Source organism: Lawsonibacter sp. LCP25S3_E2 (genome assembly GCF_052117285.1).
Taxonomy (GTDB): domain Bacteria; phylum Bacillota; class Clostridia; order Oscillospirales; family Oscillospiraceae; genus Lawsonibacter.
Genome location: NZ_JBQKJL010000003.1, coordinates 44006 through 67865, shown reverse-complemented (window position 1 = coordinate 67865; position 23860 = coordinate 44006). Strand labels below are relative to the sequence as shown.

At 53.9% G+C, this 23860-nt stretch carries 27 protein-coding genes; 24 read left to right on the top strand and 3 right to left on the bottom strand.

The genetic code is table 11. From position 1 onward, the window contains the following. The first annotated feature begins 4 nt into the window (after positions 1-4). The 8 genes from ACTQ3R_RS04110 (at position 5) to ACTQ3R_RS04075 (ending at position 8268) form a co-directional block, all read left to right on the top strand. Positions 5-1210: a type II secretion system F family protein gene (locus ACTQ3R_RS04110; protein WP_441778132.1), complete on the top strand. Its 1206-nt coding sequence runs from the start codon at positions 5-7 to the stop codon at positions 1208-1210. A gap of 96 nt (positions 1211-1306) precedes the next feature. Continuing rightward, on the top strand, positions 1307-1735 hold the full coding sequence (locus ACTQ3R_RS04105; protein ID WP_441778131.1) for a type II secretion system protein: 429 nt from the start codon (positions 1307-1309) through the stop codon (positions 1733-1735). Positions 1736-1884: 149 nt separating this feature from the next. Beyond that, the gene (locus ACTQ3R_RS04100; protein ID WP_441778130.1) at positions 1885-2661 is read left to right on the top strand and encodes a prepilin peptidase; all 777 of its coding nucleotides are present in this window, start codon (positions 1885-1887) and stop codon (positions 2659-2661) included. Positions 2662-2674: 13 nt separating this feature from the next. Next, positions 2675-3706, top strand: a complete 1032-nt coding sequence (pilM, locus tag ACTQ3R_RS04095) for a pilus assembly protein PilM (protein WP_441778129.1) — start codon at positions 2675-2677, stop codon at positions 3704-3706. Positions 3707-3709: 3 nt separating this feature from the next. Continuing rightward, entirely contained in the window at positions 3710-4297 is a 588-nt protein-coding gene (locus tag ACTQ3R_RS04090) for a hypothetical protein (protein ID WP_441778128.1), read from the top strand. Continuing rightward, positions 4294-4845 carry a hypothetical protein gene (locus tag ACTQ3R_RS04085; RefSeq protein WP_441778127.1) on the top strand — a complete coding sequence of 184 codons (552 nt, stop codon included), beginning with the start codon at positions 4294-4296 and terminating at the stop codon, positions 4843-4845. The genes ACTQ3R_RS04090 and ACTQ3R_RS04085 overlap by 4 nt, the downstream gene beginning before the upstream one ends. A gap of 425 nt (positions 4846-5270) precedes the next feature. Then, positions 5271-6548: a sensor histidine kinase gene (locus ACTQ3R_RS04080; protein ID WP_441778126.1), complete on the top strand. Its 1278-nt coding sequence runs from the start codon at positions 5271-5273 to the stop codon at positions 6546-6548. 136 nt (positions 6549-6684) lie between these two features. Next, positions 6685-8268: a diguanylate cyclase domain-containing protein gene (locus tag ACTQ3R_RS04075; RefSeq protein WP_441778125.1), complete on the top strand. Its 1584-nt coding sequence runs from the start codon at positions 6685-6687 to the stop codon at positions 8266-8268. A 23-nt stretch (positions 8269-8291) separates the two neighbouring features. Here ACTQ3R_RS04075 and ACTQ3R_RS04070 read toward each other — a convergent pair whose 3' ends face one another. Continuing rightward, entirely contained in the window at positions 8292-8660 is a 369-nt protein-coding gene (locus ACTQ3R_RS04070) for a hypothetical protein (RefSeq protein ID WP_441778124.1), read from the bottom strand. 6 nt (positions 8661-8666) lie between these two features. Then, positions 8667-9182, bottom strand: a complete 516-nt coding sequence (locus ACTQ3R_RS04065) for a YcxB family protein (RefSeq protein ID WP_441778123.1) — start codon at positions 9180-9182, stop codon at positions 8667-8669. 196 nt (positions 9183-9378) lie between these two features. On the opposite strand from ACTQ3R_RS04065, the gene ACTQ3R_RS04060 reads away from it, so the two are divergent. The 8 genes from ACTQ3R_RS04060 to ACTQ3R_RS04025 all read left to right on the top strand — a co-directional run bounded on the left by ACTQ3R_RS04060 (position 9379) and on the right by ACTQ3R_RS04025 (position 18244). Beyond that, positions 9379-9504: a hypothetical protein gene (locus tag ACTQ3R_RS04060; RefSeq protein ID WP_441778122.1), complete on the top strand. Its 126-nt coding sequence runs from the start codon at positions 9379-9381 to the stop codon at positions 9502-9504. A gap of 9 nt (positions 9505-9513) precedes the next feature. Further along, positions 9514-10233: an alpha/beta fold hydrolase gene (locus ACTQ3R_RS04055; RefSeq protein WP_441778121.1), complete on the top strand. Its 720-nt coding sequence runs from the start codon at positions 9514-9516 to the stop codon at positions 10231-10233. A gap of 60 nt (positions 10234-10293) precedes the next feature. Beyond that, complete coding sequence (locus ACTQ3R_RS04050) at positions 10294-10851, top strand: DUF3795 domain-containing protein (RefSeq protein ID WP_441778120.1); 558 nt, start codon at positions 10294-10296, stop codon at positions 10849-10851. A 341-nt stretch (positions 10852-11192) separates the two neighbouring features. Continuing rightward, positions 11193-13847, top strand: coding sequence for a magnesium-translocating P-type ATPase (gene mgtA, locus ACTQ3R_RS04045; protein WP_441778119.1), 2655 nt, complete (start codon positions 11193-11195; stop codon positions 13845-13847). Positions 13848-13864: 17 nt separating this feature from the next. Beyond that, complete coding sequence (locus ACTQ3R_RS04040) at positions 13865-14359, top strand: winged helix-turn-helix domain-containing protein (RefSeq protein ID WP_441778118.1); 495 nt, start codon at positions 13865-13867, stop codon at positions 14357-14359. Positions 14360-14569: 210 nt separating this feature from the next. Further along, positions 14570-17335 (top strand): magnesium-translocating P-type ATPase, encoded by a 2766-nt coding sequence (gene mgtA, locus ACTQ3R_RS04035; RefSeq protein WP_441778215.1) that lies wholly within the window; start codon positions 14570-14572, stop codon positions 17333-17335. A gap of 17 nt (positions 17336-17352) precedes the next feature. Beyond that, a complete protein-coding gene (locus ACTQ3R_RS04030; RefSeq protein ID WP_441778117.1) occupies positions 17353-17511 on the top strand; it encodes a hypothetical protein in 159 nt (52 codons plus the stop codon). Between the two features lie 82 nt (positions 17512-17593). Further along, positions 17594-18244, top strand: coding sequence for a hypothetical protein (locus tag ACTQ3R_RS04025; protein WP_441778116.1), 651 nt, complete (start codon positions 17594-17596; stop codon positions 18242-18244). Positions 18245-18464: 220 nt separating this feature from the next. Here ACTQ3R_RS04025 and ACTQ3R_RS04020 read toward each other — a convergent pair whose 3' ends face one another. Then, on the bottom strand, positions 18465-19130 hold the full coding sequence (locus ACTQ3R_RS04020; protein WP_441778115.1) for a hypothetical protein: 666 nt from the start codon (positions 19128-19130) through the stop codon (positions 18465-18467). A 399-nt stretch (positions 19131-19529) separates the two neighbouring features. Here ACTQ3R_RS04020 and catA point away from each other — a divergent pair, with 399 nt between their 5' ends. The 8 genes from catA (at position 19530) to ACTQ3R_RS03980 (ending at position 23851) form a co-directional block, all read left to right on the top strand. Further along, on the top strand, positions 19530-20186 hold the full coding sequence (catA, locus tag ACTQ3R_RS04015; RefSeq protein ID WP_441778114.1) for a type A chloramphenicol O-acetyltransferase: 657 nt from the start codon (positions 19530-19532) through the stop codon (positions 20184-20186). After that, positions 20186-20596, top strand: a complete 411-nt coding sequence (locus tag ACTQ3R_RS04010) for a peptide deformylase (RefSeq protein ID WP_441778214.1) — start codon at positions 20186-20188, stop codon at positions 20594-20596. Before catA ends, ACTQ3R_RS04010 begins: the two co-directional genes overlap by 1 nt. Beyond that, positions 20593-20907, top strand: a complete 315-nt coding sequence (locus ACTQ3R_RS04005; protein ID WP_441778113.1) for a TIGR04076 family protein — start codon at positions 20593-20595, stop codon at positions 20905-20907. The genes ACTQ3R_RS04010 and ACTQ3R_RS04005 overlap by 4 nt, the downstream gene beginning before the upstream one ends. 13 nt (positions 20908-20920) lie before the next feature. Continuing rightward, a complete protein-coding gene (locus ACTQ3R_RS04000; protein ID WP_441778112.1) occupies positions 20921-21379 on the top strand; it encodes a flavodoxin domain-containing protein in 459 nt (152 codons plus the stop codon). A gap of 66 nt (positions 21380-21445) precedes the next feature. Next, positions 21446-21913 carry a metallophosphoesterase family protein gene (locus ACTQ3R_RS03995; RefSeq protein WP_441778111.1) on the top strand — a complete coding sequence of 156 codons (468 nt, stop codon included), beginning with the start codon at positions 21446-21448 and terminating at the stop codon, positions 21911-21913. After that, positions 21904-22422, top strand: a complete 519-nt coding sequence (locus tag ACTQ3R_RS03990) for a DUF6933 domain-containing protein (protein WP_441778110.1) — start codon at positions 21904-21906, stop codon at positions 22420-22422. Before ACTQ3R_RS03995 ends, ACTQ3R_RS03990 begins: the two co-directional genes overlap by 10 nt. A 19-nt stretch (positions 22423-22441) precedes the next feature. Next, positions 22442-23167, top strand: coding sequence for a hypothetical protein (locus ACTQ3R_RS03985; RefSeq protein ID WP_441778109.1), 726 nt, complete (start codon positions 22442-22444; stop codon positions 23165-23167). A 234-nt stretch (positions 23168-23401) separates the two neighbouring features. After that, a complete protein-coding gene (locus ACTQ3R_RS03980) occupies positions 23402-23851 on the top strand; it encodes a helix-turn-helix transcriptional regulator (RefSeq protein ID WP_441778108.1) in 450 nt (149 codons plus the stop codon). Positions 23852-23860 lie beyond the last annotated feature (9 nt).

The following is a 23860-nucleotide window of genomic DNA, read 5'->3' as shown; positions in this document are numbered from 1 at the left end:
GACCATGCCGACCTATCGCTATGAGGCCATGAACGGAGAGGGGCAGCGGGCGGAAGGGGTGTTGGAGGCTTCGGACAGCGCCCAGGCAGTTGCCCTCATCCGCCAGAGCTACGATGTGGTGCTCAAGCTGGAGGAGATCGCCGCCCCCCGCACTGACCCCCTGGAGAAATTCCAGAAGCTGAATTTAAAGATTTTTGCCCTGATGTGCAAGCAGTTTGCCATCATTCTCAAGGCAGGGTTGCCCCTGGTGCAGACGGTGGACCTGGTGGCCTCTCAGGTTTCCGATAAAATGCTGAAAAAGCTGCTGGAGGAGGTGTCGCTGGACATCGCCAACGGCTGGAGCCTTTCTTACAGCTTCTCTCAGCGGGGAAAGGGCCGCCTGCCCACCACCTTCATTGAGACCATTCGGGCGGGGGAGGAGTCGGGCGACTTGGTGCGCTCCTTTGACCGTATGAGCGCCTACTATGACCGCATGACCAAGACGCGGGCCAAGGCCACCAGCGCCCTGGTATACCCTGCCTTTCTCACGGTGGTGGCAGTGTTTGTCATTATGATTATTATGACCTACGCTGTGCCCACCTTTGCCCAGGTGTTTGAATCTATGAGCGTGGAGCTGCCTTTGCCCACCCGCATTGTGATCGGAGTATCTAACTTTTTCAGCCGGTACATCTGGGTGCTGCTGTGTGTAGCGGCGGGTTTGATCTTTCTGCTCCGGCTATACGCCGGGACGGCGAGCGGACGCATCCGCGTGGCCCAGTTCCGGCTGACTCTGCCCATTTTGGGGAAGCTGGCCGCCATGACCTCAGCCAGCCAGTTTGCCCACACCATGTCCGCCATGCTCTCAGCGGGTATGCCCATTTTGAAGGCTCTGGACACCGCATCCCGCTCGGTGAGCAATGCCCACCTCTCGGCGCAGATTCAGAGCACTATCCCCGGTGTGGAGGGTGGGCGACCCCTGGGCGAGTGCCTGCGTACCTGCAAAGATCTGCCCCCCATGCTGGTGCAGATGACCGCCATGGGCGAGGCCACCGGCTCTCTGGAGAGCACGTTGGAGATTCAGGCTGAGTACTACGACAACGAGGTGGATACCCTGTCCGCACGGGCCCTGTCCCTGCTGGAGCCTATCATCATCTGCGTGATGGCAGCGTTTGTAGTGCTGATTTTGCTGTCCATCTACCTGCCCATGTTCAGCCTGTACGGCTCCATTTAATCCGTCGTTAAAGGGCGGCCACCCCGCCCTTTGATGAAATAGATGTTTTTTGATCCGCCTGGAGGCGGATAACAATAAAAAGGAGGAGAGAATCCAATGAATCTGAAACAGAAACTGTCCAAGAAGCTGAAGAAGACCGGCGGCTTCACCCTCATCGAGATGCTCATCGTGGTGGCCATCATCGCCATTCTGGTGGCGGTGTCTATTCCGATGGTGAACACCAATCTGGAGAACGCCCGAGTAGCCACTGACCAGGCCAACGAGCGGGCTGCTAAGGGTGCGGCCATGATCGAGTACCTGTCTAGTGGCGAGACTGGCGATGTGACTTATGAGTATAATGCTACAGATGGTACTGTGGCAAAAACAGGCGGAACTGCTCCCAAAGCTTACGGTCAGTGCAAAGTCCATAAGGGTGATTATGTGAAGGTGGAGATTAAAGCTGCCACGGATACAGAAGACATGAAGGTTAATGTTACTTGGTCTGATAGTAGTGCCGGCCACGGTATCCCCACGACTACTACTTAAGTAGGCATATCATTTCAGTTAGCTAGTTCCAGCACCGCCGGGGGGGTGGCCCCCGGCGGGACCCCAAAGCGGCAAGCCGCTTTGGGAGGGCTTCGGAACCTCCGAAGCCCTCCCAAGGCCCCTTGTCCAGTACACAAAAGGAGCATTTCATGGATATCGACCTGCTTGTTAACCTCTATCTGGCCCTGTGGCTGGCCATTCTGGGGGCGGTGCTGGGCAGCTTTCTCTGCTGCGCCGCCGACCGGGGCGGCCTGCCCACGGGACGCTCCCGGTGCGACGGCTGCGGCCATGTGCTGGGAGCGGGGGAACTGGTCCCCATTTTCAGCTATTTGTTTTCCAGGGGCCGCTGCCGCCACTGCGGCGCGTCCATCCCGGTGCGCTGTCTGGCGGCGGAGCTGGTGGGAGCGGTTGGCTTTGCCGTCCTGGGACTGCGGTTTGGCCCCGGTCTGGAGCTGGTGATGCAGCTGATCCTGGCGGGCCTTCTTTTGCTGCTCAGTCTAGTCGACTGGACTGCCCATGTCCTGCCTGACAAGCTGCTGTTGGCGGCGGTGGTCAACCGGCTGGTCTTTTTGTTTCTGCTCCGGGAGCCTTTGGGGGATACTTTGCCCCAAATGGCCCTGGGGGCCTTTAGTGTGTCCCTGCCTTTGCTGCTGCTGTCCCTTGCCATGGATGCTCTGCTGAAAAAAGACACTCTGGGAGGCGGCGACATAAAGCTTTTATTTGTGCTGGGGCTGTACCTCAGCTGGTTGGAAATGCTGCTGCTGTTGATCGTTGCCTGTGCTCTGGCCCTTTTGTGGGCTGCCGGGCCGGGACGGCGGCAGGCGGGGGGAGAAATTCCCCTTGGCCCCTTTTTGGCGGCTTCCTGGCTGGGTGTCACTGTGTTTGGCGCGCCATTGCTCCAGTGGTATGTAAGTCTGCTGGGATGAGAGGATGAAATTGATGTCAAAAAATATAAAAGTTGCATTTGATTTGGGCAACAGCAGTTTAAAAATTGCCGCGCTGAAAAAGGGCGTGCTGGAGATGCATGAGCTGCCCCTGCCCGAGAACCTGATGGAAGAGGATGATATCCTCATGCCCCACGCCTTTTCTGCCTTTTTGAAGAAGGCCAAAAAGGACCTGCGTCTGCCCGGCGGTCCGGCGGGGCTGCTGCTGCCCTCCAGCAAGGTCATCTGCCGGTTGGTGACCATGCCCCACATGTCGGTGGACCAGCTGATGCTGAACCTGCCCTATGAGTTCAGCGACTTTGTCCATGGAGAACCCCATCAGTACTACTGCGACTACGCCCTGTGCCAGGATGGATCCCAGCAGTCGGCGCCCCAGGAGGAGCAAGGTGAGGAACAGCTGACTATGATGGCGGCCGTGGTCCAGCGCCAGCAGATTCAGGACTATATTCGCATTTTCTCCGCCGGGGGCTTTTCCCTTAAACTCATCCTGCCCCAGGAGATGTCCCTCATTCAGCTGGTGCAGAACTGCCGCCGGGAGCGGTCCGCGGCTCCCAGGGAGTACTGCTTCATCGACCTGGGCTTTTTGTCCACCCGTATTTTTGTCGTCAACAGCGACCGCATCCAGGCTGCCCGCCGGGTACATATCGGCTGCCGGGATCTGGACAGGGTGATCGCCGACATTTTCAATATGGACCCCTTCCTGGCCGACGCCTATAAACGGGGCAACCATCAGGGGGTGTTGGAGCATCCCCGCTGTATGGAGGTTTACGAGAGCATAGCGGTGGAGGTGCTGAAGGTCATCAACTTCTACCACTTTACCTACCGGCAGAGTCAGCTGGAAGGCGTATACCTGATCGGCGGCGGTGCTGAGATCGAACCGCTGCGCCGCCTGTTGGAAGAAACGCTGAGCCTGCCCGCCCTCACAGTGGATACGCTCCTCCCAGGCGGTGAGGGACAAGGGCAGGGGCACAACGCCACCTTCATGGGGGCTGTGGGGCTGATGGCTGAGCCGGAAAAGGAGGGATAAGCCGTGAAATTGAATAGTGATGTACGGCAGCTGATGGCTGGGAAAAAGGCGGTCTATCCCACCAAACGATCTATGAACCTGTACTTTAAGGTGGACCGCACCACCGCCCCCGCTACGGCAGCACTGTACGTGCTGTTTGTGGCGGCAGTGCTGCTGGGACTGGGAAAAATTATGGTTTATGACTTTATAAGCCAGGAAAAACAGCTGGAAAGCCAGGTCCTGGCATTGGAGCAGCGCACGGTTCAGCAGATGCAGCAGCTTAAGAACTATGACCAGGTGCTGGAGGACTATATCCGTTCTCTGCCTACCCAGCAGGAACAAGAGCAGCCCGATGTGATGGACCTTCTGGCGCTCATTGATACCACCATTCGGCCCACCGCCCAAGTTACTCAGGTGTCCATCGAGGGAAATCAGGTGGTGATCGCCTTCTCCGGCGTCACTCTGGCCCAGGCCGCTGACCTGGTGGTCCAGCTGGAGCAGTCCCCCCTGGTAGCTAATACCCAGGTGGATACCGCTTCCTCCACTGATGGAACCGATCAGGTAGAGGTCCACGTCTATTTTCAGGCTGCACAGGAGGAATCTGCTACATGAGAAAACTTACGGTTCGTGAGCGGGTACTGCTGCTCCTGCTGGCTGTCATTGCCTTGGTCAGCGGATATGTCCTGCTCTTTTATCTGCCCACTACCCAGCGCCTGGAATCCCTCAACACACAGATTGCCCAGAGCCAGGAGCTGACAGCCCAATTGGATGCCAGGCTGGCAAGCCAGCAGCAGATGGAGAAAAAGCTGGCACAGCTTTCTGAGCAGGGGGCCCAGGTACCCTATATGCCGGATTATGACAACCTCCAGGCCGTCATGGTGGAGCTGCACACCATCTTGGCCGGATGCCAGGAATATTCCCTCTCCTTCCAAAGTGAACAGGGTGAGAATCATGTGGTTTCTCGCCGTGTGTCCATTCCGTTTACCTGCAGCAGCTACGAGCAAGCCAAAGATATTCTTCAGAAACTCCATGATAGTGCTCTGCGGGGACTTCTGGGAGACATGCAGCTTTCACAACTGGAAAATGGAATGGTCAAAGTATCTGTGACGATGACATTTTTTGAGTATCAAGCGGCAGAACCAGCGCAGGAAGAAACATAGAGGGGAAGTTGAACGGCATAGGATTTCTTCCTCATACGCAAGCAGAAGATATAGAATTTGAGGATAAGGAGAACGATTTCTATTTATATTTATGGAAATGAAACGGGAAAAATGTGCCCACAGTGTGGACATGATTGCTGGTCTGTACGGTATATCGAACAGCCGGGTGGAACCGTATGTTTCTGTACCTGTGCTGTGTGTTTACGCCATGCTAAAACGAGCGCACAAATTGTCCCTCAAATCGTTCTGGTGGAGCGTCCAACAAAAAGTGTACAGCTCCAGTTATAAAGCGGCGAAAAGAATTCTTCATGTGGATGATTCCTTTTCGCTTCCAGCCTTGCGTATGCCACAGTCGAAGCCTGCGAGGGTTGGGTGACGGAGTTTAAGAAGACCTGGGGAAATTACTGCCTGGAGGAGCATTTGCTATGACAAATATGCTTTTTCTCGTTTTCCGCACCTTCTTTATTACAGTGATGACCGTGGGAATGATGGCAAGCCTGACGGAATTTCGCTTTAGCCGCAGAAAGCTGCTGCTGATTTTGGCGGTTTACAGCCTTTGGGCAGCTGGTTCCAGCTTGGTTTTACTCTCGCTCGGTGGAGAACTGCTGCTGCTTCGCCTGTTTTTTCTCACCATTTCTATCCCCGCCACGATTCTTACATACTGGGCGGCCACCGATACCCCCGCGCAGGCGGTGTTCAACTACATGACCCAGATTATGGTCTCCACATTGTCAGCTTCCATGATCCGTTGGCTGACGGAGTCTCTGGGCCTTTCCTTGCTTGTGAACGTCCTGCTGATGTGCGGATTCTATTTTACGGTCATCTATCTGGAATGGCGTTTTCTGCGGCAACCCTTTCGCAGGCTTATCAAAATCATTCCTACCCGATGGGGAGTGCTTACCCTCATCCCCTGTGTGTACTGCATCTATCTCATTCTCGTGGCGGCTTGGCCAAGCAGCTATCTGGAAAACAATGCCCAGAGACTCTACGTCTACGCAGCTGTCGTCCCTCTGATCTTTGTGTATATCGCCGTATTCAAAAGCCTTTTGGCTCAGTACCATATTCAGCTGGAGCGGCAGAGTACCGCACTACTGGAGGTGCAGATTACGGCCCTGAAGGAGAAAGTGCAGAGAGTGAAAGAAGTGGAGGAGGGCATTCGCATCCAGCGCCATGATCTGCGCCATCAGCTCCAGGCTGTCACAGAATTGGTGGTACAGGGTGACCAGGAGGCTGCACTGGAGTTTTTGGATGCTGCCCGGAAGCGTCTGGACGAAAAAAAGGAGATCCGCTGGTGCCGCCCGCCGGTGCTGGACGCAGTATTCTCCTCCTACTTTGACCAGGCAAAAAACCAGGGTATCTCATTGGAGACGAACATTGCCCTTCCTGACACCCTCCCAGTAGATGAGGGTGAACTGGCCATCGTCGTGGCTAACGCCCTGGAAAATGCCATCCACGCCAATCTGACTCTGCCCCAGGAGCAGCGGCATATCCGCTGCAAGATGGTGGGTACTCCCAGCATCATGCTGGAAATTTCCAACCCTTACAGCGGCAATATCTCGTTCGATGCCAGTGGGCTGCCAATGGCCAAACAGGAAGGGCATGGCTTGGGTGTGCAGTCCATCTCTGCTTTTTGCCGCAAAAACGGAGCCGTCTGTCAGTTTGACCTAACAGACGGCTGGTTCCGGTTGAGATTGGTGTTGTAGGAACATGTGGTATTTATAACGCCCCACACATCCGCTGACCATGCTTTTGCCTTGAAACGTTATCCGTTCACTTGTGTGAAGTTTGAGTTATCATGCAAATTTTTGCATTTCGGTTCTGAAAAGCAGGAGGTTGTTCATGCCAAAAATACGCCATGATTCCTTTCTAATATCCTGTTTTCTTAGCGTTTTGGCTCTGGCGGGCTTTTTTGTCATATTCTTTTTCGCCCTGCGTGCTCCCGTGTGCTGTCAACCCGAACTGCATCCGCAGCTGGTGCAAATCAAGCCGGTGGGCCCGGCTGAGGATGGGGCCGACACCATTTATCAGAAGTTGCTGTCAGATGACCGCTGGGGCCAGCCTGTCTGTGCCGTCACTGCCAAGCGGACCCCTTATTCCGTATATCTGGACGGAGTACTCCTGCAGGAATACATCCCCGGTACATTCGACCACGGCGGGATGATACACTGGATCTCGCTGCCTAACAAGGAACTGGCGGGACACGTTCTCAAGGTGTCCGCACCCTCCGAAGAGCTAACGGTTCTGGTGGGCGATTACAGTGATCTCATCCTTCACTACCGCAATACCAACGCTGCCACCCTGATATTTTCAGGGCTGTTTCTGCTGCTTGGCATTCTCATCGGTCTGCTGTCTCTGGGAGCCAGCACCGCCTTTGGAGCGAAACGCCTTCGGACGCTGCGGTATCTCAGCGCGCTGGTGCTGCTGGTGAGTTTGTGGATATCCATGGATTCAGCGGTGCTCCAGATGGTCCACATCAGCGGTGCGATCATGTATGTATTGGCTATGTACGCCTTTATGGCCATGCCGCTTTTTATGATCCAGTTCTATCGCAGCATGATGGATAAGGATAGCCGTCTGCTGCGCCTGATCTATTGGCTCCACCTGCTGAACCTCTGTATCTGCGGTCTGCTGCAGGTCCTGGGCGTGGCCCAGTTCCATGAGATGCTGCCCCTGACCCATATACTGATGATCGTAACGCTGTTGTCCCTGCTGCGCCTTCTGGTGTCCTGGCTCCATTCCCAATTCCATCGGGAGGCACGCCTGATGCTAAGTGGTTTTGGCGCCCTCGGCTGCTGCTGTGCAATGGGATTTCTGGACTATTACCTGTGGGGAAAGCGGCTGTATCTTATTTATTTCAGCGTCGGCGCACTGCTGCTTGTGGTGTCGCTGCTGGCAGTATCTATTGGCTATGTGTACCAGGAAATGGTCAAGTCCTCCCAGATGTCTTACTATCAGAAGATGGCCAACACGGACCTGATGACACAGCTTGATAGCCGTACAGCATTTGAAGAACGGGTTCGGCAGTTCCCCATCCTGAAAGGCCTCAGCGCCTGTATTGTTTTGGACATCAACAATCTGAAACAGGTGAATGATACCATGGGGCATTCGGCCGGAGATGAGCTGATTTGTACTGCTGCTGAGTGTATTCTGTCGGTTTTTGACTCTCTGGGCCGATGCTACCGCATGGGCGGTGATGAATTTGTGGTACTGCTGCAAAACATGACCGAGTCCCAGGTGAGCAAAGCACTATCGGAATTGGAACTGTGCATCAGCCGCAGAAATCTGACACGCTCCTTTCCGCTGTCGCTGGCTGTGGGGTATACCATGGGACAGGATGCGACCATTGAGCAAATGTTCCGCGAAGCAGATGCCAATATGTACCAGAATAAGAGTCAGATGAAATGCCATGCCGCAGATCTATGACTGCAACGCGTACCGTTCCCCGTTTATCCGGAAAACTCCACCTCCAGCTGCTCTTTGGGCTGGCCGATGTACTGCCGGGATTGCTGGAGCCGCTGTTCCATTTCCGTAATTTCCTTCTGAATCTGCTGGCGGCTTTTCGCCCGGTTCATCTGCAGGAAGAGATGATACCGCTCTTGAAGGGTTTCTGCCTTAGAAGGAAAGGTAATGACATCGTCCCCAATCAGATGGCCTTCCAGCTCGTTGCGGCAGATTTCATCGTCCATGACCGCCATATAGAGAGCATACCGGGTAAATTCCTTCAGCGGCATCCGGATCATCCAGTGCCAGCAGGCGGCAGTGCCAGCGGCAACGGTCAGACAGCCCAGAATCGCAATTTTTTTCCCTGATTTCATATTCCGTTAGCCTCCGACGTTCTGAATTTTCCGCCCGGATTTTTCTTCGATGAAACGGCAGAATTCAGGGATGCTGCCCCCTTTCAGTGTTGCCTTTTCCACTGCCAGCGCGTGATTTTTCCCCACTACGAAAACGAGATAATCCTTGGTCTCTGCCAGTGCGAGGATCTTATCGTACTGCCATTTTGACTCCGCTGCGTCAGACTTTGTCAGAAAGCAATCGGAGAAAAATGTGGTGTTTGCAGCATCGGTGCCCGGCATAGCTTTGCGCTTTGCAAAAAAGGCATTGATGCGGTCCTCGTTCCGGCTGATCAACAGCAGCGCGGCAATGACCGTGCAATGGAGTGCAGTTTGCCAGATATCGCCCCAGCACAGCCAGAGGGATACCAGGAGAAGCCCGATCATGATCCAGGTGTTAAGGTGGATCAAACGGTTTCGCTTGGCTTGGATTGTTTTTCGAACGGCCCGTGCCATGGCGGACAGCGCTTTTTGGTCGTACGTAGTATGACAAGTAAATTCCATAGGTACCTCCCAGACAGTAACGGCAGTAAGTTTTTCAACGTGGGCACTACTATACCAGGAAAAAGCGCATTTCCAGTGAATTTTTTCTTAATTATCTTTAAGATTGCGGGATCACGTCCCATCATTGTCATTCTCCGGCGCTGCTTTCCGGCTGACCTTTCCTGGACCACCGTTGACAGGCCAGGGTGCTGACGGTATGATAAGACCAATCCAGTGCCTGCGCTGCAGCTGCAAAGGTTCCCGGCAGGCCATCCAATGGGGAAAGGCTGCGGCCGGACGGCGCCGTGATACCGCCTGGGCGGATCTGTCCCAGAAGGAGTAATGAGGTGATATGGTCATGCGCACAAAGCCAATGCCCCGGCGTAAAAGGTGGCTTGCTGCCGGCGGGATACTTCTTCTGATGTTGGCCATTTTGGCGGGCGTATTTTTCTGGTATGTGTCTGACTACTACCGGGCGGAGGAGTCGGCGCTTGCGGTGATGAACCAGGGCGGAGGGATCACGGTACAGGACAATCTGACGATGTTATCTCCTGCCTATCCCACCGATACTGCTATCATTTTTTATCCCGGCGCCAAGGTGGAGGCGGAGGCCTACCTGCCTCTGCTGGATCAGATTCGACAGACCGGAGTTACCTGTATTTTGGTACACATGCCCTTCCGTATGGCAATTTTTGATGCCAATGCGGCAGAAAAGGTGATTGCTGCGTTCCCTGAGATCCAGCATTGGTATGTGGCCGGACACTCCATGGGCGGCGCTATGGCGTCCAAGTTCGCCTCTGACCATCCAGACCAAATTGATGGGCTTATTCTGATGGGAGCCTATATCTACGGCGATTACCCGGATGAAAAGGCCCTGACTATTTATGGCTCCCTCAACCAGAGCGTGGAGGACCACATCGACTACACGGAGAACATTGTGGAAATCCAGGGCGGAAACCACGCCCAGTTCGGCAACTACGGCCCACAGAAAGGGGATCTTCCCGCAGCCATTTCCGCCCAGGAGCAGCAAAAGCAGACCGTGGAGGCCATCAAAGCCTTCCTTTCACGGTAGACAGAAGAATCCTAGGCAGAAAAGCGGAGTGCCTGCAGGCGCTCCGCTCAGGAGGGTGCTATGAAAGGCTTTACCCGTACGGAAACCCGCTTTTCTCTATGTGGTCTCAACTGTGTCCTGTGTTCCATGCACCTGGGCGGCTACTGTCCCGGCTGCGGGGGTGGAGCAGGAAATCAAAGCTGTGCGAAAGCCCGCTGTTCTCTGGAGCATGGCAGCATTTCCTTTTGCTGGCAGTGCCCGGAGTATCCCTGCTCTCACTACGAGGGCTTTGACGATGGGGATTCCTTTGTCCCGCACCGGAACCGGAAGCAGGACATTGCCCAGGCCGAGAAGCTGGGACTGGACGCTTACCTGGCCCAGTTGGAAGAAAAACGGGCGATTTTAGAAAAACTTCTGGCCCATTACAACGATGGCCGCCGCAAGACCCTGTTCAGCACGGCAGTTTATCTCCTGCCCTTGGAGGATTTGCGCTTTGTAATGGCCGCTCTGGACAGCCGGGCAAAACCGGGTGAGCAGGCGGTCAGGGAACGGGCCCTTGCCGCTGCAGAGCTGCTTCAGGAGGCGGCGGACCGCCGGGGAATCGGGCTGAAACGCAACCAGAAACCGAAGAAGGGGTAATGGTATGGCGACGTCCAAGGTGACCGCCCGTTTTCTCTGTCCGGTGGACCAGGTATGGACGGACAGGGCGGAATTTACAGCAGGAATAAGACACTTAGTGTACGGAAATCGTGATAAATCAGAGGGGGGTACCATAAAGGTATCCCCCTCTATGCTGTGAAAAGAGAGCTGCTCTGAGCTGGTGTGGTACATTGACGGCTGGTACATTTTTTCGTTAGCAGGCGTTGCTTGATGGGGGACAGGGTCCAGACGGATGGAAGAAGCAAGAAAAAAGCAAGGATTTTATTCCTCACGGCAAGGTGATTCTATGGTATGATAGAACGACCTGTGGAGGTGAGGCAATGAACATAAATCCTATCGCCCATCGGCGTGTACTTGATTACGCATATATGGATGTCGACACACTGTTCCGGGATTTTCACATTTCCAACCAAGGTTACAGCGAGGAACAGGTGGAGGAAAGCCGCAGCCGATATGGAAAAAACAGTCTTTCAGGTCGGGCCTCGGATACGGTACTCTACCGTTTGGGGCGGGCTTTTCTGAACCCGTTTACCATTATTCTGTTTGTACTGGCATGTATTTCCTTTTTGACCGATGTGGTATTGGCCTCTAATTTCAGCCGAAATATCACTACTGTAGTCATTATTCTGTGTATGCTGCTCATCAGCGGTGCAGTACGGTTTACCCAGGAGCTGAGGGCAAAGCATGTGGCAGACCGTCTGACGGGGATGATTGCTTCCACGGTGCTGGTGCGCAGGAGCGGAAAATGGATCAAAGTGTCTTCCACTGAGCTGGTGGTAGGCGATCTGGTCCGTCTGTCTGCCGGCGACCGTGTTCCGGCGGACATTCGGCTGACTGCGGCAAAGGATCTGTTTGTCTCACAGTCGGTCATCACAGGAGAGAGCGAGATCCTGGAAAAGAGCGCCCGAACTCTTTTTCACGGACAGGCCCAGTCCTATGCCCAGTTCCATAATCTCGTTTTTATGGGTTCGGCCCTCACGGGCGGCAGCGGGGAAGGGGTGGTACTGGCCGTAGGGGAGGACACCGTTTATGGCGGCTTTGCGGCGGCGCAATCCACCCGGAAACATGGATTTGACCAAGGCGCCAATTCCATTGCGTGGGTGCTCATCCGTTTTATGGCAGTTCTGGTCCCGGTGGTTTTGGTTGCCTGTGGTTTGACCAAAGGAGACTGGATTTCCGCCTTTCTGTTTGCACTGTCTGTTGCCGTGGGACTGACGCCGGAAATGCTCCCTATGGTCATCAACGCCTGCCTGGCTAAGGGCAGTGCAGCCATGGGGAAAAAGCAGACTGTGGTAAAAAACATCAATGCCATGCAGGGGTTCGGCAGTATGGACGTCCTATGTGTGGATAAGACCGGCACCTTGACGGGAGATAAAATTACACTGGAATATTACATGGATATTCTGGGCAATGAGAGCAGAAACGTTCTGGATCTTGCCTACTTGAACAGCCTTTATCATACTGGCGTCAAAAACCATCTGGACAGCGCCCTTCTGCAGTACCGGGAGATGCCGGGCCGAGAACAGTATGTTCAGGAATTGGCAGCCCAATACCCAAAGCTGGATGAGCTGCCCTTTGACTATGAGCGGCGGTTTGCCAGCGTTTTGGTCCGAAATGGGGAAGAAAGTCTGCTGATCATCAAGGGAAGCATTGAGGAAGTATGCTGCCGGTGCGGCTGGGTGGAATATAGGGGTGAGCACCACAGAATATCCGGCGACGGAATGGAAAGTGTGCGTGCCATCGTAGATGAGATGCTGGAAGACGGGATGAAAGTGCTGGCTGTGGCCTATAAGCCCCTGAAAACGGTGACGCTGTCACAAGAAGATGAGCATGATTTCATTCTGTTGGGATATCTGGCGTTTTTTGATGCACCCAAGGAAAGCGCCGCCGGGGCAATCCAAAAATTACAGAAACTCCATGTGGGGGTGCGGGTGCTGACCGGAGATCACAGAGATATCGCAATTTCAGTCTGCCGGAGACTGGGCATCGACACCACTCAGACGCTGACCGGCAGAGAATTGGAGCGGTTGGGGGAGGATGAACGCCCCATAAGGATAGAACACACCACCCTGTTTGCAGAGCTGTCGCCCAAACAGAAGGTGCAGGTCGTGCAGCTTCTTCGGGCCAATGGACACACGGTGGGCTTTTTGGGGGATGGTATGAACGACCTGCCGGCCATTGCAGAGGCGGATGTGGGCATATCGGTGGACACCGCAGCGGAGGCCGTCAAGGAAGGGGCGGATGTGATCCTGCTGAAAAAGGACCTGAATGTGCTGGAAGCAGGGATTCAGGAGGGCCGGAAGGCCTTTGCCAATGTGTCAAAGTACATCAAAATCACGGCTTCTTCCAATTTTGGCAACATCCTTTCGATCGTCATTGCCAGTGTATGCCTGCCCTTTTTCCCCATGACATCGCTGCAGCTTTTGCTGCTGAATCTCCTCTATGACATTCTGTGTCTGGTTCTGCCCTGGGACCATGTGGACGAGGAGACCTGTTCCCGGCCGCTGGAGTGGTCCGGCAGAACGCTGGGACGCTTTATGCGGTTTTTCGGACCAATCAGCTCCTTTTTTGATATCCTGACCTTTTCCTATTTGTTTTTTGTCCTGTGCCCCACAGTATGTGGAGGGAGCTTTGCCTCCCTGGCCGGGAGTGGGGAAGAGCTGCGCTTTATTGCCCTTTTTCAGACGGGATGGTTTCTGGAATCCATGTGGACCCAAGTGCTTATCCTGCACCTGCTGCGTACGCCCAAAGTGCCGCTGCTGCAAAGCAGGCCTTCCCGGCCGGTGATGCTGGTCACACTGCTGGGAACGCTATTCTTTACGGGCCTGACCTTTACCCAGGCCGGAGAACTGTTGGGGCTTACCCCGCTGCCCCCTGACTACTTCGGCTTTTTGGCCGTGGTGGTCTTGCTGTATTTGCTCTGGGTCACACTGGCCAAAGGATGGTATATCCGCCGCTGCCGCGAGCTGTTGTAAGAGAGGAGGAATCTGTGATGAAAAAACATATTGGATTTATCACCCTGGATTTCTCCCTTGCACACTGGCTTTCCGATGCCCTTCGCAGCGCTCCGCGCACCCCCGCTGCCCAGGAACTGCTGGATGGGGTGGGGGAGCTGATGAATGGAAGCACACAGTCCCTGATGCTGGAGCTGGGGGAGGGAGAGCATGCGGCTGTGACAGAGGATACCCTTTGCTGCGGCGGGCTTTCCATCGACTGGAGGCTGCGCAGAGTCAGCCGGGACGGAGTGGAAATTTCATTGACTCCAAAGGAGTTTGACATCCTGTATTTTCTGGCCCGAAACCGGGGAGAGGTATTTACCAAGGAGCAGATTTATCAGGCCGTGTGGGAGAGTGACTACCTGTTGGATGACAGCAATATTATGGCTTTTATCCGAAAGCTGCGAAAGAAAATCGAGCCCAACCCCGACTCCCCCCAATATATCCTGACCATCTGGGGCATTGGATACAAATTCAGTGATAAACTGTAAGGTTCAATTCTTACCAAATCGCAAGAAAATCGCAAGGTTTCGGCCCTGTGATTTTTCTTGCGGTTTTTTTATACTCGTGGAGGACGCAAGAAAGGGGGGAACAACATGGATTCTGACGGCAGTCCTCAAAGGCCGGTACAATATGGTATGCATGGAGTTCCGCTCCCAGCAACGGTACCGCCTTGCATACACACAAGGAGGTAAGAAATGATGAACAAAAAGGAAAATCGCCGCTCGGCTCGCCAGGCAGCGCAGAAGGCTGTCCTGCGCGATCAGCAGAACCGCCGCATTCAGGATGCGGCGACCGCCCCGGTCAATATTCTCCTGAGCGAGCTTCACGCTCCGCTGGGGGGGCTTGCTCCGCAGGCCGTTGCCGCCAGCCGGGCCAGATACGGCAGCAACAAGGTAACCCACGAGAAAAAGAAATCCTTTCCCAGGCGGCTGGCGGGGGCTTTTATCAATCCCTTTACTGCCATTCTGCTCTGCCTGGCTCTGGTGTCCACGATGACGGACATGGTATTCCCTTGTCTTTCGCTGTTTGGCAGTACACCGGAGGATTTTGACTGTTTGACGGTGGTCATTATTTTGACAATGGTCATGATCTCCGGCACACTCCGTTTTGTCCAGGAATCCAGAAGCGGCAGTGCGGCGGAGAAGCTGCTGGCTATGATCACCACCACCTGCACGGTTACACGAAAGGGCCAGGAAAAGGTGGAGATCCCCATGGATGAACTTGTGGTGGGTGACATTGTCCACCTGTCTGCGGGGGATATGATCCCCGCCGATGTGCGCATTTTGGAGGCGAAGGACCTGTTTATCAGCCAAGCAAGCCTCACCGGAGAAAGCGAGCCGGTTGAAAAACAGCCTCAGGTGAACCAACCGAAAGAAAGCATCACGGACTATACCAACATCGCCTTTATGGGAAGCAGTGTGGTTTCCGGCAGCGCCATCGCCGTGGCGGTCTGCGTGGGGGATGATACCCTCTTTGGTTCCATGGCTTCTGCAGTGGCGGGAGAGGCGGCCGAAACCAGCTTTACCAAAGGGGTAAACGCCGTCTCCTGGGTGCTTATCCGCTTTATGCTGGTGATGGTTCCACTGGTCTTCCTCATTAACGGCATCACCAAGGGAGACTGGCTGGACGCGTTCCTATTCGGTATCTCAATTGCTGTGGGCCTAACACCGGAAATGCTGCCCATGATCGTGACTACCTGCCTGGCCAAGGGGGCGGTATCCATGAGCAAAAAACAGACCATTGTCAAAAACCTCAATTCGATTCAGAACTTTGGGGCCATTGATATCCTGTGTACGGACAAGACCGGAACCCTGACGCAGGACCAGGTGGTGCTGGAATACCATCTCAACGTAAGGGGGGAGGACGACACACGGGTGCTGCGCCACGCCTATCTCAACAGCTATTTCCAGACCGGTTACAAGAATCTTATGGACCTGGCCATCATCCGGAAAACCGAGGAGGCCGAGGCGGAGGACCCGCGGCTGGTGGATCTGTCGGAGCACTATGTGAAGGTAGATGAGATCCCCTTTGACTTTTCCCGCCGGCGTCTGAGCACCGTGGTACAGGACAAGACCGGAAAAACTCAGATGGTGACCAAGGGGGCGGTGGAGGAAATGCTCGCTGTCTGCTCCTTTGCTGAGTACGGCGGCGGGGTCCAGCCATTGACGGGCCATGTACGCCAACAGATCCTTCAGACGGTGGACAGCCTTAATGACAAGGGCTTTCGTGTGCTGGTCATCGCCCAGAAGAGTAACCCCTCTCCCGTGGGAGCGTTTGGGGTAAAAGATGAGTGTGACATGGTGCTTATTGGCTATCTGGCCTTTCTGGATCCGCCCAAGGAGTCCACAGCGGATGCCATCCGGGCCCTCAAGCACCACGGTGTTACCACCAAAATCCTGACCGGTGACAACGACAAGGTGACCCGAACCATCTGCAAGCAGGTGGGGCTGAAGGTACGCAACATGCTGCTGGGCTCCGACCTGGAGGCTATGAGCGACGAGGAGCTGGCAAGGGCGGCAGAGTCTACCGATGTGTTCGCTAAACTGACTCCCGATCAGAAGGCACGGGTGGTTTCGGTGCTGCGGGAGAGCGGGCACACGGTCGGCTTTATGGGAGACGGCATCAACGATGCTGCTGCTATGAAGGCTGCCGATATCGGTATTTCCGTGGACACTGCGGTGGATGTAGCCAAGGAGTCGGCGGATATTATTCTGCTGGAGAAAGACCTGATGGTTCTGGAGCAGGGAATCATCGAGGGGCGCAAAACTTACGCCAACATGATCAAATACATTAAGATGACTGCCTCGTCCAACTTTGGAAACATGTTCTCAGTGCTGGCCGCCTCGGCCCTGCTGCCCTTCCTGCCCATGATGAGCGTACACCTTATTTTTCTCAACCTCATTTACGACCTGTCCTGCACTGCCATTCCCTGGGACAATGTGGATGAGGAATTTATCGCCAAGCCCCGAAAGTGGGATGCATCCAGTGTGGGTAAGTTCATGCTCTGGATCGGACCCACCAGTTCCATCTTTGACTTTACCACCTATCTCTTTCTGTACTTCATTTTCTGCCCCATGTTTGTCTCCGGAGGTGTGCTTTTCCACGACCTGTCCGCCCATTTCGGCGGCGCGGAGCTGGCCCTGATGCAGGTAAAGTATATCGGCCTTTTTCAGGCGGGATGGTTTGTGGAGTCGATGTGGAGCCAGACCCTGGTCATTCACATGATCCGTACACCCAAGCTGCCCTTCCTTCAGAGCCGGGCCTCCGCACCGCTCACGCTGCTCACATTGACCGGCATTACCGTGCTGACCGTGATCCCCTTTACGCCCTTGGGTGCTGTGCTTGGATTTGTTGCCCTGCCTGCCGCTTACTTTGCTTACCTGATTCCTTGTATCCTGCTCTATATGGTGCTGGCAACCAGTCTGAAAAAAGCCTATGTACGCCATTACGGTGAATTACTTTGATGATGGGAGGAATTTGTATGACCTGGTCTGAACTGTGGATGAACTTATTTGGATGTACTTCCTTTTGCGGCATTGACATGGGGTTCTGGGTGGCCCTGTCCGCTGTTTTGTTGATCGTAATTTTGATGAATGTAGTGTTTTGGAGTATGAAGCCCAAAGAGAACAAAGACTGCTGACTTGCGCTGAAGAAAAGAATATGTCCTCTGAAATTAAGCTAATTTCAGAGGACATATTCTTGGCCTATCCGGTGTCAAGCCTGTGCCCTGTGTTGAAAATCACGTTTCAGCGCTTGCGGTTATGGGGGAACGACGGGAAGAAGTTTTGATTGATAATTTCTGTGAAATTCGGTATGATGGGAACCGATTGATGGAAGCGCACCTGGGAATGGATGCGGGGCTTTTTTCGTCAGAACGGAGGAGCGGAATGAAAAAGCTGATACTGAACCCCATTGGAATGCTGTTGAGCGGCCTTTTGCTTGGCGTTTTGAGCCGGTGCTTGGATGTTTATACAACGAATCTAGGCAATGTATTTTCCCAGCTTGCGGTCTGGATTCTATTCGGCGTGCTGATCTCCATTTACAGCAGCACAAAAGGACGGGCTGCGGGCAATCTTCTCCTCTTTTCCCTGGGGATGCTGCTGACCTATTATGGAGCGGCTGTGGCGACCCATGGGGTTTACAGCCGCACCTTCATCCTAGGCTGGACGGTATTTGCCCTTTGCTCGCCGGTTCTTGCCTGGTTTGCCTGGAGCGCAAAAGAAAAAGGCGCTTTTCCTGCGATGATCCGAATTGGAATCTTACTGGTTTCGGTGCTGTCCAGCATAATTCTCTTTGATGGGTTTCGGATCTATGATTGGATCATAAACGGATTGCTGGTTTATATTCTGTTTTTCAAACGAATCAAGCGGTAGGTGGACAAAGTATCCACTGAATCGGCAAGGCGGATCGGGAAGTGCTTGGTCCCATATGATTGACGGATGCCTTCCGGAGCTAGTCTATCATGCGGCTTTTGTGTTCTGGGTCACGACAATGTCTGACACTGGTAAAATGGCAGATAGGCTGAAAACATATGAAACCTAGGAAGGCCCCCTGCCGTTCATAACGGCAGGGGGCCTTCCTAGGGTAGCGGGATCACTCTAAAAATTCAACGCTGTCATCTTCGCCGATGGCAAGTTTGATATACGTCATGGTATCATCTTCGTAGGTGGCATACACACCCAGGAAAGCAGTGTCCGGTGCAAGCTCTGTTTTGCTGTATGCGGTGCCGTTTAAGACAAAATCCGGACCGTCCGTTAGCACACCAATGGCGGATTCTGTCTCCACGGTGACTCCCTCACAGGCAACAAACACTTTGATGAGGTTATCTTCCAGTGTGATCTCCTTGGAAGCACCGGAGGTGGCTTCCTGACAGGTGACAACGGAACCATCACCAAACGAACAGTTTGCCCCTAAGCTGACCATGGCGTGGTAGTCACCCACGATGGTAAGGCCGGCGTTGAAGGTACAGTTGTCAAAATAGATGTTGCTGCGCAATTCGCTGCCGCCATCGCGGGTACTGGCCGGGTCAATGGTAACCGTAACCATTTGATCAAAGGTCACATCGTAGACCTCGGTCGTTTCCCCGGCTTTCAGCGAATAATCGTACAGTATCTTGGAATCTTCTGAGCTGGATTCAGCGCTCTGAGAGGTGCTTTGAGAGGGGCTCTGAGAAGTGCCCTGAGAAGTGCTGCCTGTATTTGTGCAGGCGCAAAGTGACAGCAGCATAAACGCGGAGAGTAATGCGAGTAATTTTTTCATTGTGCAACATCCTTCCTCTTTTGCTTCCGGAGAAGATTGCCTAGGGCCCCAAATGCCTCCCTTGCCACGGCCGCTGCCAGATCAAATTGTGATGAAACGCAAATGGTGTGGTATATCAGCCTGAGCTGCCATACACAGGGAAAAGGAGAAGGCCCATTCAAAATGTATGGGGACCGCGTCAGTATTTTGCTCTGTGGTAGTGTCAATGTATCATAAAATGAGAATTACTTCAACAGAATTGATAAAAAAGTGCATTTTTTCTGGAAACAGGGCAGTAAAAATGATTTGATTCCGTGACCTGTGCTGGGGAAAAGGAATTGCCTTTCAGTTCGGAAGACCGTATAATGTCAACATGAATATATAAGAGTTTGCGAAGTCAGCCAAGGAGGAAGCATTACAATGATATTTACCCCCATTGACCGGGAGCACTGGGCCCGAAAGGAATATTTTGACCACTATTTCACTCAGGTTCCCTGTACCTACAGTGCAGTGTTTCCATTGGATATTACTGCCCTTCGCCAGCGGGGAGAGAAGCTATATCCGACCATGCTGTATCACATTGCTGCAGAAGTAAATTGCCGGGAGGAATTCCGTACCGCGTTGGATGGGGCGGGAAGGCTGGGAATCTATGACCGGATGCACCCCTGCTACACCATTTTCCACAAGGAGAGTGAGACCTTCTCCAACCTTTGGACGGAATATACGCCGGACTATGATGCCTTCTGCCAGGCGTACCAGCGGGATATGGAGGAGTATGGCGGGAATCTGGGCATGGAAGCCAAACCGAACACTCCAGAGAACACCTTCCCAGTGTCCATGCTCCCGTGGGCCGGGTTTGAAGGGTTCAACCTGAATCTGCAGAAGGGATATGATTTTCTGCTGCCCATCTTCACCATGGGCAAGTACCATGAAGAGGATGGCAAGACGTTGCTGCCCCTGGCGGTGCAGGTGCACCATGCAGTATGCGACGGCTTTCACCTGTGCCGTTTCGTCAATCATCTTCAGGCGCGGCTGGATGAATCTGCGGCCATTCAAGAACATAAGGAGAGCCAATGATGATTCGAGAGATCTGTAAAGACGAGACCTTTTTGGCCCAGAGGGCACAGCCTGCCACGCCGGAGGATTGTTCCATCGCCGCTGACCTGCTGGAGACATTGGAGCACCACAAAAGCGGCTGTGTGGGCATGGCGGCCAACATGATCGGAGAAAATAAGCGCATCATTGCCTTTGATAACGAGGGGGAATACATGGTCATGTTTAACCCCGAAATTATCAAAAAATCCGGGCCTTATGACACGGAGGAGGGGTGCCTCTCCCTCACCGGCACCCGTCCGGCCAGGCGGTGGAAGTCCATCAAGGTGCGCTGGCAGAATGAGAAATTTCAGGAACGGCTGAAGACCTTCACCGGCTGGACAGCCCAGATCATTCAGCATGAAATTGACCACTGTGAGGGGATTCTCATATGAAAAAATGCAAAATTACGGTTATGCGCGTGGCCCGATATGAGGACTTGATGGCACAGTATGAAAACCCCATCTCCCACGCCTGCAATATGGAGGAAGGCCAGGTGTTCCTTGCCAACGGCTGGGAGAAGCCCGAGGGGTTTTGCCAAAGTGCCTGGGATACCCTCTCCCCATTTGTGCTGGCCCTGAGCCACGGCGGAGAGAACTTTTACGACGGCTGGATGAAAGATCCAAAGTCCGCCATGCTTTCCTGCAACGACGGCTTTCGTCCGGTGAGCTTTCTGGTGGAAGCTATGGACGAGAATGCGGACTGAGGAGGGACAAGCGATGAAAACCGCCATTTGCTACTATTCCCGTCACCACGGAAATACCTTGAAGGTGCTGCAGGCCATGGCAGAGGAGGGGGATGTGGAGCTGATTGATGTGACTGTGCGCCAGAGTGTACGGCTGGAGAGCTATGACTGCGTCGGTTTTGCCTCCGGGATCTATGGTTTTGCATTTCAGAAGGCCGTGGTGGAGTTTGCCCGGCAGTATTTGCCCCAGAGGAAACCGGTATTCTTCGTCTATACCTACGGAGGGGCCAAGGGCAGCGGTGCAAAAGCCGCGGCAGACATTGCTGGGGAGAAGAATTGCCCGGTTTTGGGAGAGTTTTCCTGTAAAGGGTATGATACCTTCGGCCCCTTCAAGCTGGTGGGAGGCATTGCCAAGGGCCGCCCCAACAAGCGTGACCTGGAGAAGGCCCGCAGATTTTACCGGGATCTGCAAGCGCGAATGAACCAAGCATAACGAGACCCCGCACAGCGGAGATCTGGAACAAATCCGGCGCATGGAAGCAGGATGAGAGGAGCTTATATGAGACTTGCCATTCTCTCCGACACCCACGGCCTGCTGCGGCCTCAGGTGCTGGAACAGTTGAAAACGGCCGATGCCATTCTCCACGGGGGAGACATCAATCAGCAGGCAATTGTAGAGGAACTGAGCCAATACGCCCCTCTCTACGTCGTCCGGGGCAACAATGACAAGCAGTGGGCGGAGGAAATCCCCCATCACTTGACCGTTACACTGGGCGGTATGACCTTTTTTATGGTCCATAACCGGAAAGAGGTTCCGGCGGACCTCTCCGATGCGGACGTGGTGGTGTTTGGCCATTCCCACAAGTATGTGCAGGAGGAAAAGGAGGGGATCCTTTGGCTGAATCCCGGCTCCTGCGGGCCCCGGCGGTTCCATCAGGAGATCACCATGATGATGGCGGAGGTGTCCCATGGGAAGATTCGGGTGGAGAAAATCACGATCCCCCACGAGGTGAAGGAATGGAGTTAGGACTGACCTTTCCGCTCCAGCGGTTTCGGAACGTAAAAACGCCGCCCTACGGCAGGTCGCCGGACCGGAGATTCTGCTGGGACCTGCATGTGATCGACCTGCGGGGGAACAAGAGTTTGCTGGCCGTCCACTGCTATAGCCGGTATACCTTTGTGCGCTATGGCGTAACCCCCATTCAGTGGGGAGACATCTTCGGCCTGTTTCGGGAGGGACTTCAGGAGAGCTTTGCAGCCGCCGGTTTTTCCACCCGGCAAACAGAGGAGTATCTGCTTCAGGGAGGAAGGATGGAACTCACCCGTACCCACGGCCGAAGGGAAGTGGCCTTTCTCAACCGGGCCTGGGAGGATGTGCTCTCGCTGGACTTGTGCCTGGACACCGCCAGCCAGGCCCAGCCTTTGCTGGATCATGCCGTCAATACCCGTTTCAGCCGGTGCGCAGGGGTTGAGGGACTTGGAACGGGGCTGGAGCGGATGGCGCTGTGTATGACCGGGGTGTCCAATAAACAATGAAGTAATGGGGGAAACGAGCATGTACGCCATCATTCGGGATGGACAAGGAGGATATTATACTTCGATGGTGTTCGGCTGCTACTGTCCGCTGTCATCAAACAACAGGCGTAAGCGTTATCTTGAGCGTATATACAACCAATTTTTTGTAGTGCTCAGCGAGGATAAAACAAGATTAGTAAAAAAAGAAGTCTTTTCCAAACAAAAACAGGGCCTTGATCCTCTTGTGCTGATCGTAGATGAAGAACACACAAGGTGGATTGTGGACCAAGAGGGATATGGCTGTCTTGACTTTTTAGCAGGAATAGATTTTGAATCGGGACAAGAGGAGTTTGAACTGGAGCCGGAAGTGTTAAAGCGGTGCATTGAGATGGATTCCGCCTATGCGTATCAGGAATATCAAGAAGTGAGGACGGAAGCGGAATTGAGGAATTTATCCTGTGCAGCCGGTGGCTTTCATGATGCCTTCCTGGAACGATGCCAGCAGGATGGCGACCGGATTTATGTGCTGTTTGGCGGTATTTGGGGCTGCAAGGTAGAACTGTGGTTTGAAGGTGAAGCCGCGTGTTCCATCGAAGCACGCGATCCCCAGACGCAGGACCCAAATTGGTTTTCGGCCGCACTGGTGAAGGAGAATGGCTTTTACTACTTAATTGATGACGAAGCTGCAGATGTAAAACAGCTTGACCGCAACAATTGTTGGTTCAAAGCAAGAAGACTTCGTTATCACGTAATTCCAAATCCCTGATGATCGGCAAAAAACAAATCGGAGAGCAGCGGTAAATGGGAGAGTGTATGATCTAAAAAGTGCTCTGGAGTACCAGGTGGAAGATGAAGTGATGGAGTGTGCCATCTGCCATAAAAAGAGTCCAGCACAAAAACTGTCAGGAAAGCGGGCGAAAGTGTCCGCTTTCCTTGGTGGATGTTTGATGACCCAGGCGGTATAATAGGGCCAAACGTTCACAGTCAGGAGGATACTGCCATGAGTTTGGGAAGCAGCTTGTACCATGCCCGGAAAAAGAGCGGACTTTCACAGGAAAATGTAGCGGAAAAGCTGGGGGTCAGCCGCCAGACCATTTCCAAATGGGAGACCAATGAGACCCTGCCCGACATCCGCCAGTCAAAGGGGCTGGCTATGCTCTATCACATGACGCTGGACGAGCTCATCGAGTATGATTTTGACGAACAGCAGGCCCAGCAGATGATCGAAAGCGTGAGCGACGAGGCCCAGGCCCGGATCGACTGGAACAAGGTGTGGAGCAAGAAATATCCGGTGCTGGCCACCTACCATAAAACCGTGCGGATGGGCGACTACGCCCCTGCTCTGCGGGAAATGCTCACCCAATTGCGGGTAGACTACGGCTATAACAATACCGATGCCCTGTTAGTGCTCAAGGACATCCTGGCACGGGTATGGAAGGGACAGCTGTGAGCCCTCTGA

Coding starts and splice junctions, on each gene's coding strand:
- ACTQ3R_RS04110 (WP_441778132.1), top strand. CDS start 5: ATGCCGACCTATCGCTATGAGGCCATGAACGGAGAGGGGCAGCGGGCG.
- ACTQ3R_RS04105 (WP_441778131.1), top strand. CDS start 1,307: ATGAATCTGAAACAGAAACTGTCCAAGAAGCTGAAGAAGACCGGCGGC.
- ACTQ3R_RS04100 (WP_441778130.1), top strand. CDS start 1,885: ATGGATATCGACCTGCTTGTTAACCTCTATCTGGCCCTGTGGCTGGCC.
- pilM (WP_441778129.1), top strand. CDS start 2,675: ATGTCAAAAAATATAAAAGTTGCATTTGATTTGGGCAACAGCAGTTTA.
- ACTQ3R_RS04085 (WP_441778127.1), top strand. CDS start 4,294: ATGAGAAAACTTACGGTTCGTGAGCGGGTACTGCTGCTCCTGCTGGCT.
- ACTQ3R_RS04080 (WP_441778126.1), top strand. CDS start 5,271: ATGACAAATATGCTTTTTCTCGTTTTCCGCACCTTCTTTATTACAGTG.
- ACTQ3R_RS04075 (WP_441778125.1), top strand. CDS start 6,685: ATGCCAAAAATACGCCATGATTCCTTTCTAATATCCTGTTTTCTTAGC.
- ACTQ3R_RS04070 (WP_441778124.1), bottom strand. CDS start 8,660: ATGAAATCAGGGAAAAAAATTGCGATTCTGGGCTGTCTGACCGTTGCC.
- ACTQ3R_RS04065 (WP_441778123.1), bottom strand. CDS start 9,182: ATGGAATTTACTTGTCATACTACGTACGACCAAAAAGCGCTGTCCGCC.
- ACTQ3R_RS04060 (WP_441778122.1), top strand. CDS start 9,379: ATGATAAGACCAATCCAGTGCCTGCGCTGCAGCTGCAAAGGTTCCCGG.
- ACTQ3R_RS04055 (WP_441778121.1), top strand. CDS start 9,514: ATGGTCATGCGCACAAAGCCAATGCCCCGGCGTAAAAGGTGGCTTGCT.
- ACTQ3R_RS04050 (WP_441778120.1), top strand. CDS start 10,294: ATGAAAGGCTTTACCCGTACGGAAACCCGCTTTTCTCTATGTGGTCTC.
- mgtA (WP_441778119.1), top strand. CDS start 11,193: ATGAACATAAATCCTATCGCCCATCGGCGTGTACTTGATTACGCATAT.
- ACTQ3R_RS04040 (WP_441778118.1), top strand. CDS start 13,865: ATGAAAAAACATATTGGATTTATCACCCTGGATTTCTCCCTTGCACAC.
- mgtA (WP_441778215.1), top strand. CDS start 14,570: ATGAACAAAAAGGAAAATCGCCGCTCGGCTCGCCAGGCAGCGCAGAAG.
- ACTQ3R_RS04030 (WP_441778117.1), top strand. CDS start 17,353: ATGACCTGGTCTGAACTGTGGATGAACTTATTTGGATGTACTTCCTTT.
- ACTQ3R_RS04020 (WP_441778115.1), bottom strand. CDS start 19,130: ATGAAAAAATTACTCGCATTACTCTCCGCGTTTATGCTGCTGTCACTT.
- catA (WP_441778114.1), top strand. CDS start 19,530: ATGATATTTACCCCCATTGACCGGGAGCACTGGGCCCGAAAGGAATAT.
- ACTQ3R_RS04010 (WP_441778214.1), top strand. CDS start 20,186: ATGATTCGAGAGATCTGTAAAGACGAGACCTTTTTGGCCCAGAGGGCA.
- ACTQ3R_RS04005 (WP_441778113.1), top strand. CDS start 20,593: ATGAAAAAATGCAAAATTACGGTTATGCGCGTGGCCCGATATGAGGAC.
- ACTQ3R_RS04000 (WP_441778112.1), top strand. CDS start 20,921: ATGAAAACCGCCATTTGCTACTATTCCCGTCACCACGGAAATACCTTG.
- ACTQ3R_RS03995 (WP_441778111.1), top strand. CDS start 21,446: ATGAGACTTGCCATTCTCTCCGACACCCACGGCCTGCTGCGGCCTCAG.
- ACTQ3R_RS03990 (WP_441778110.1), top strand. CDS start 21,904: ATGGAGTTAGGACTGACCTTTCCGCTCCAGCGGTTTCGGAACGTAAAA.
- ACTQ3R_RS03985 (WP_441778109.1), top strand. CDS start 22,442: ATGTACGCCATCATTCGGGATGGACAAGGAGGATATTATACTTCGATG.
- ACTQ3R_RS03980 (WP_441778108.1), top strand. CDS start 23,402: ATGAGTTTGGGAAGCAGCTTGTACCATGCCCGGAAAAAGAGCGGACTT.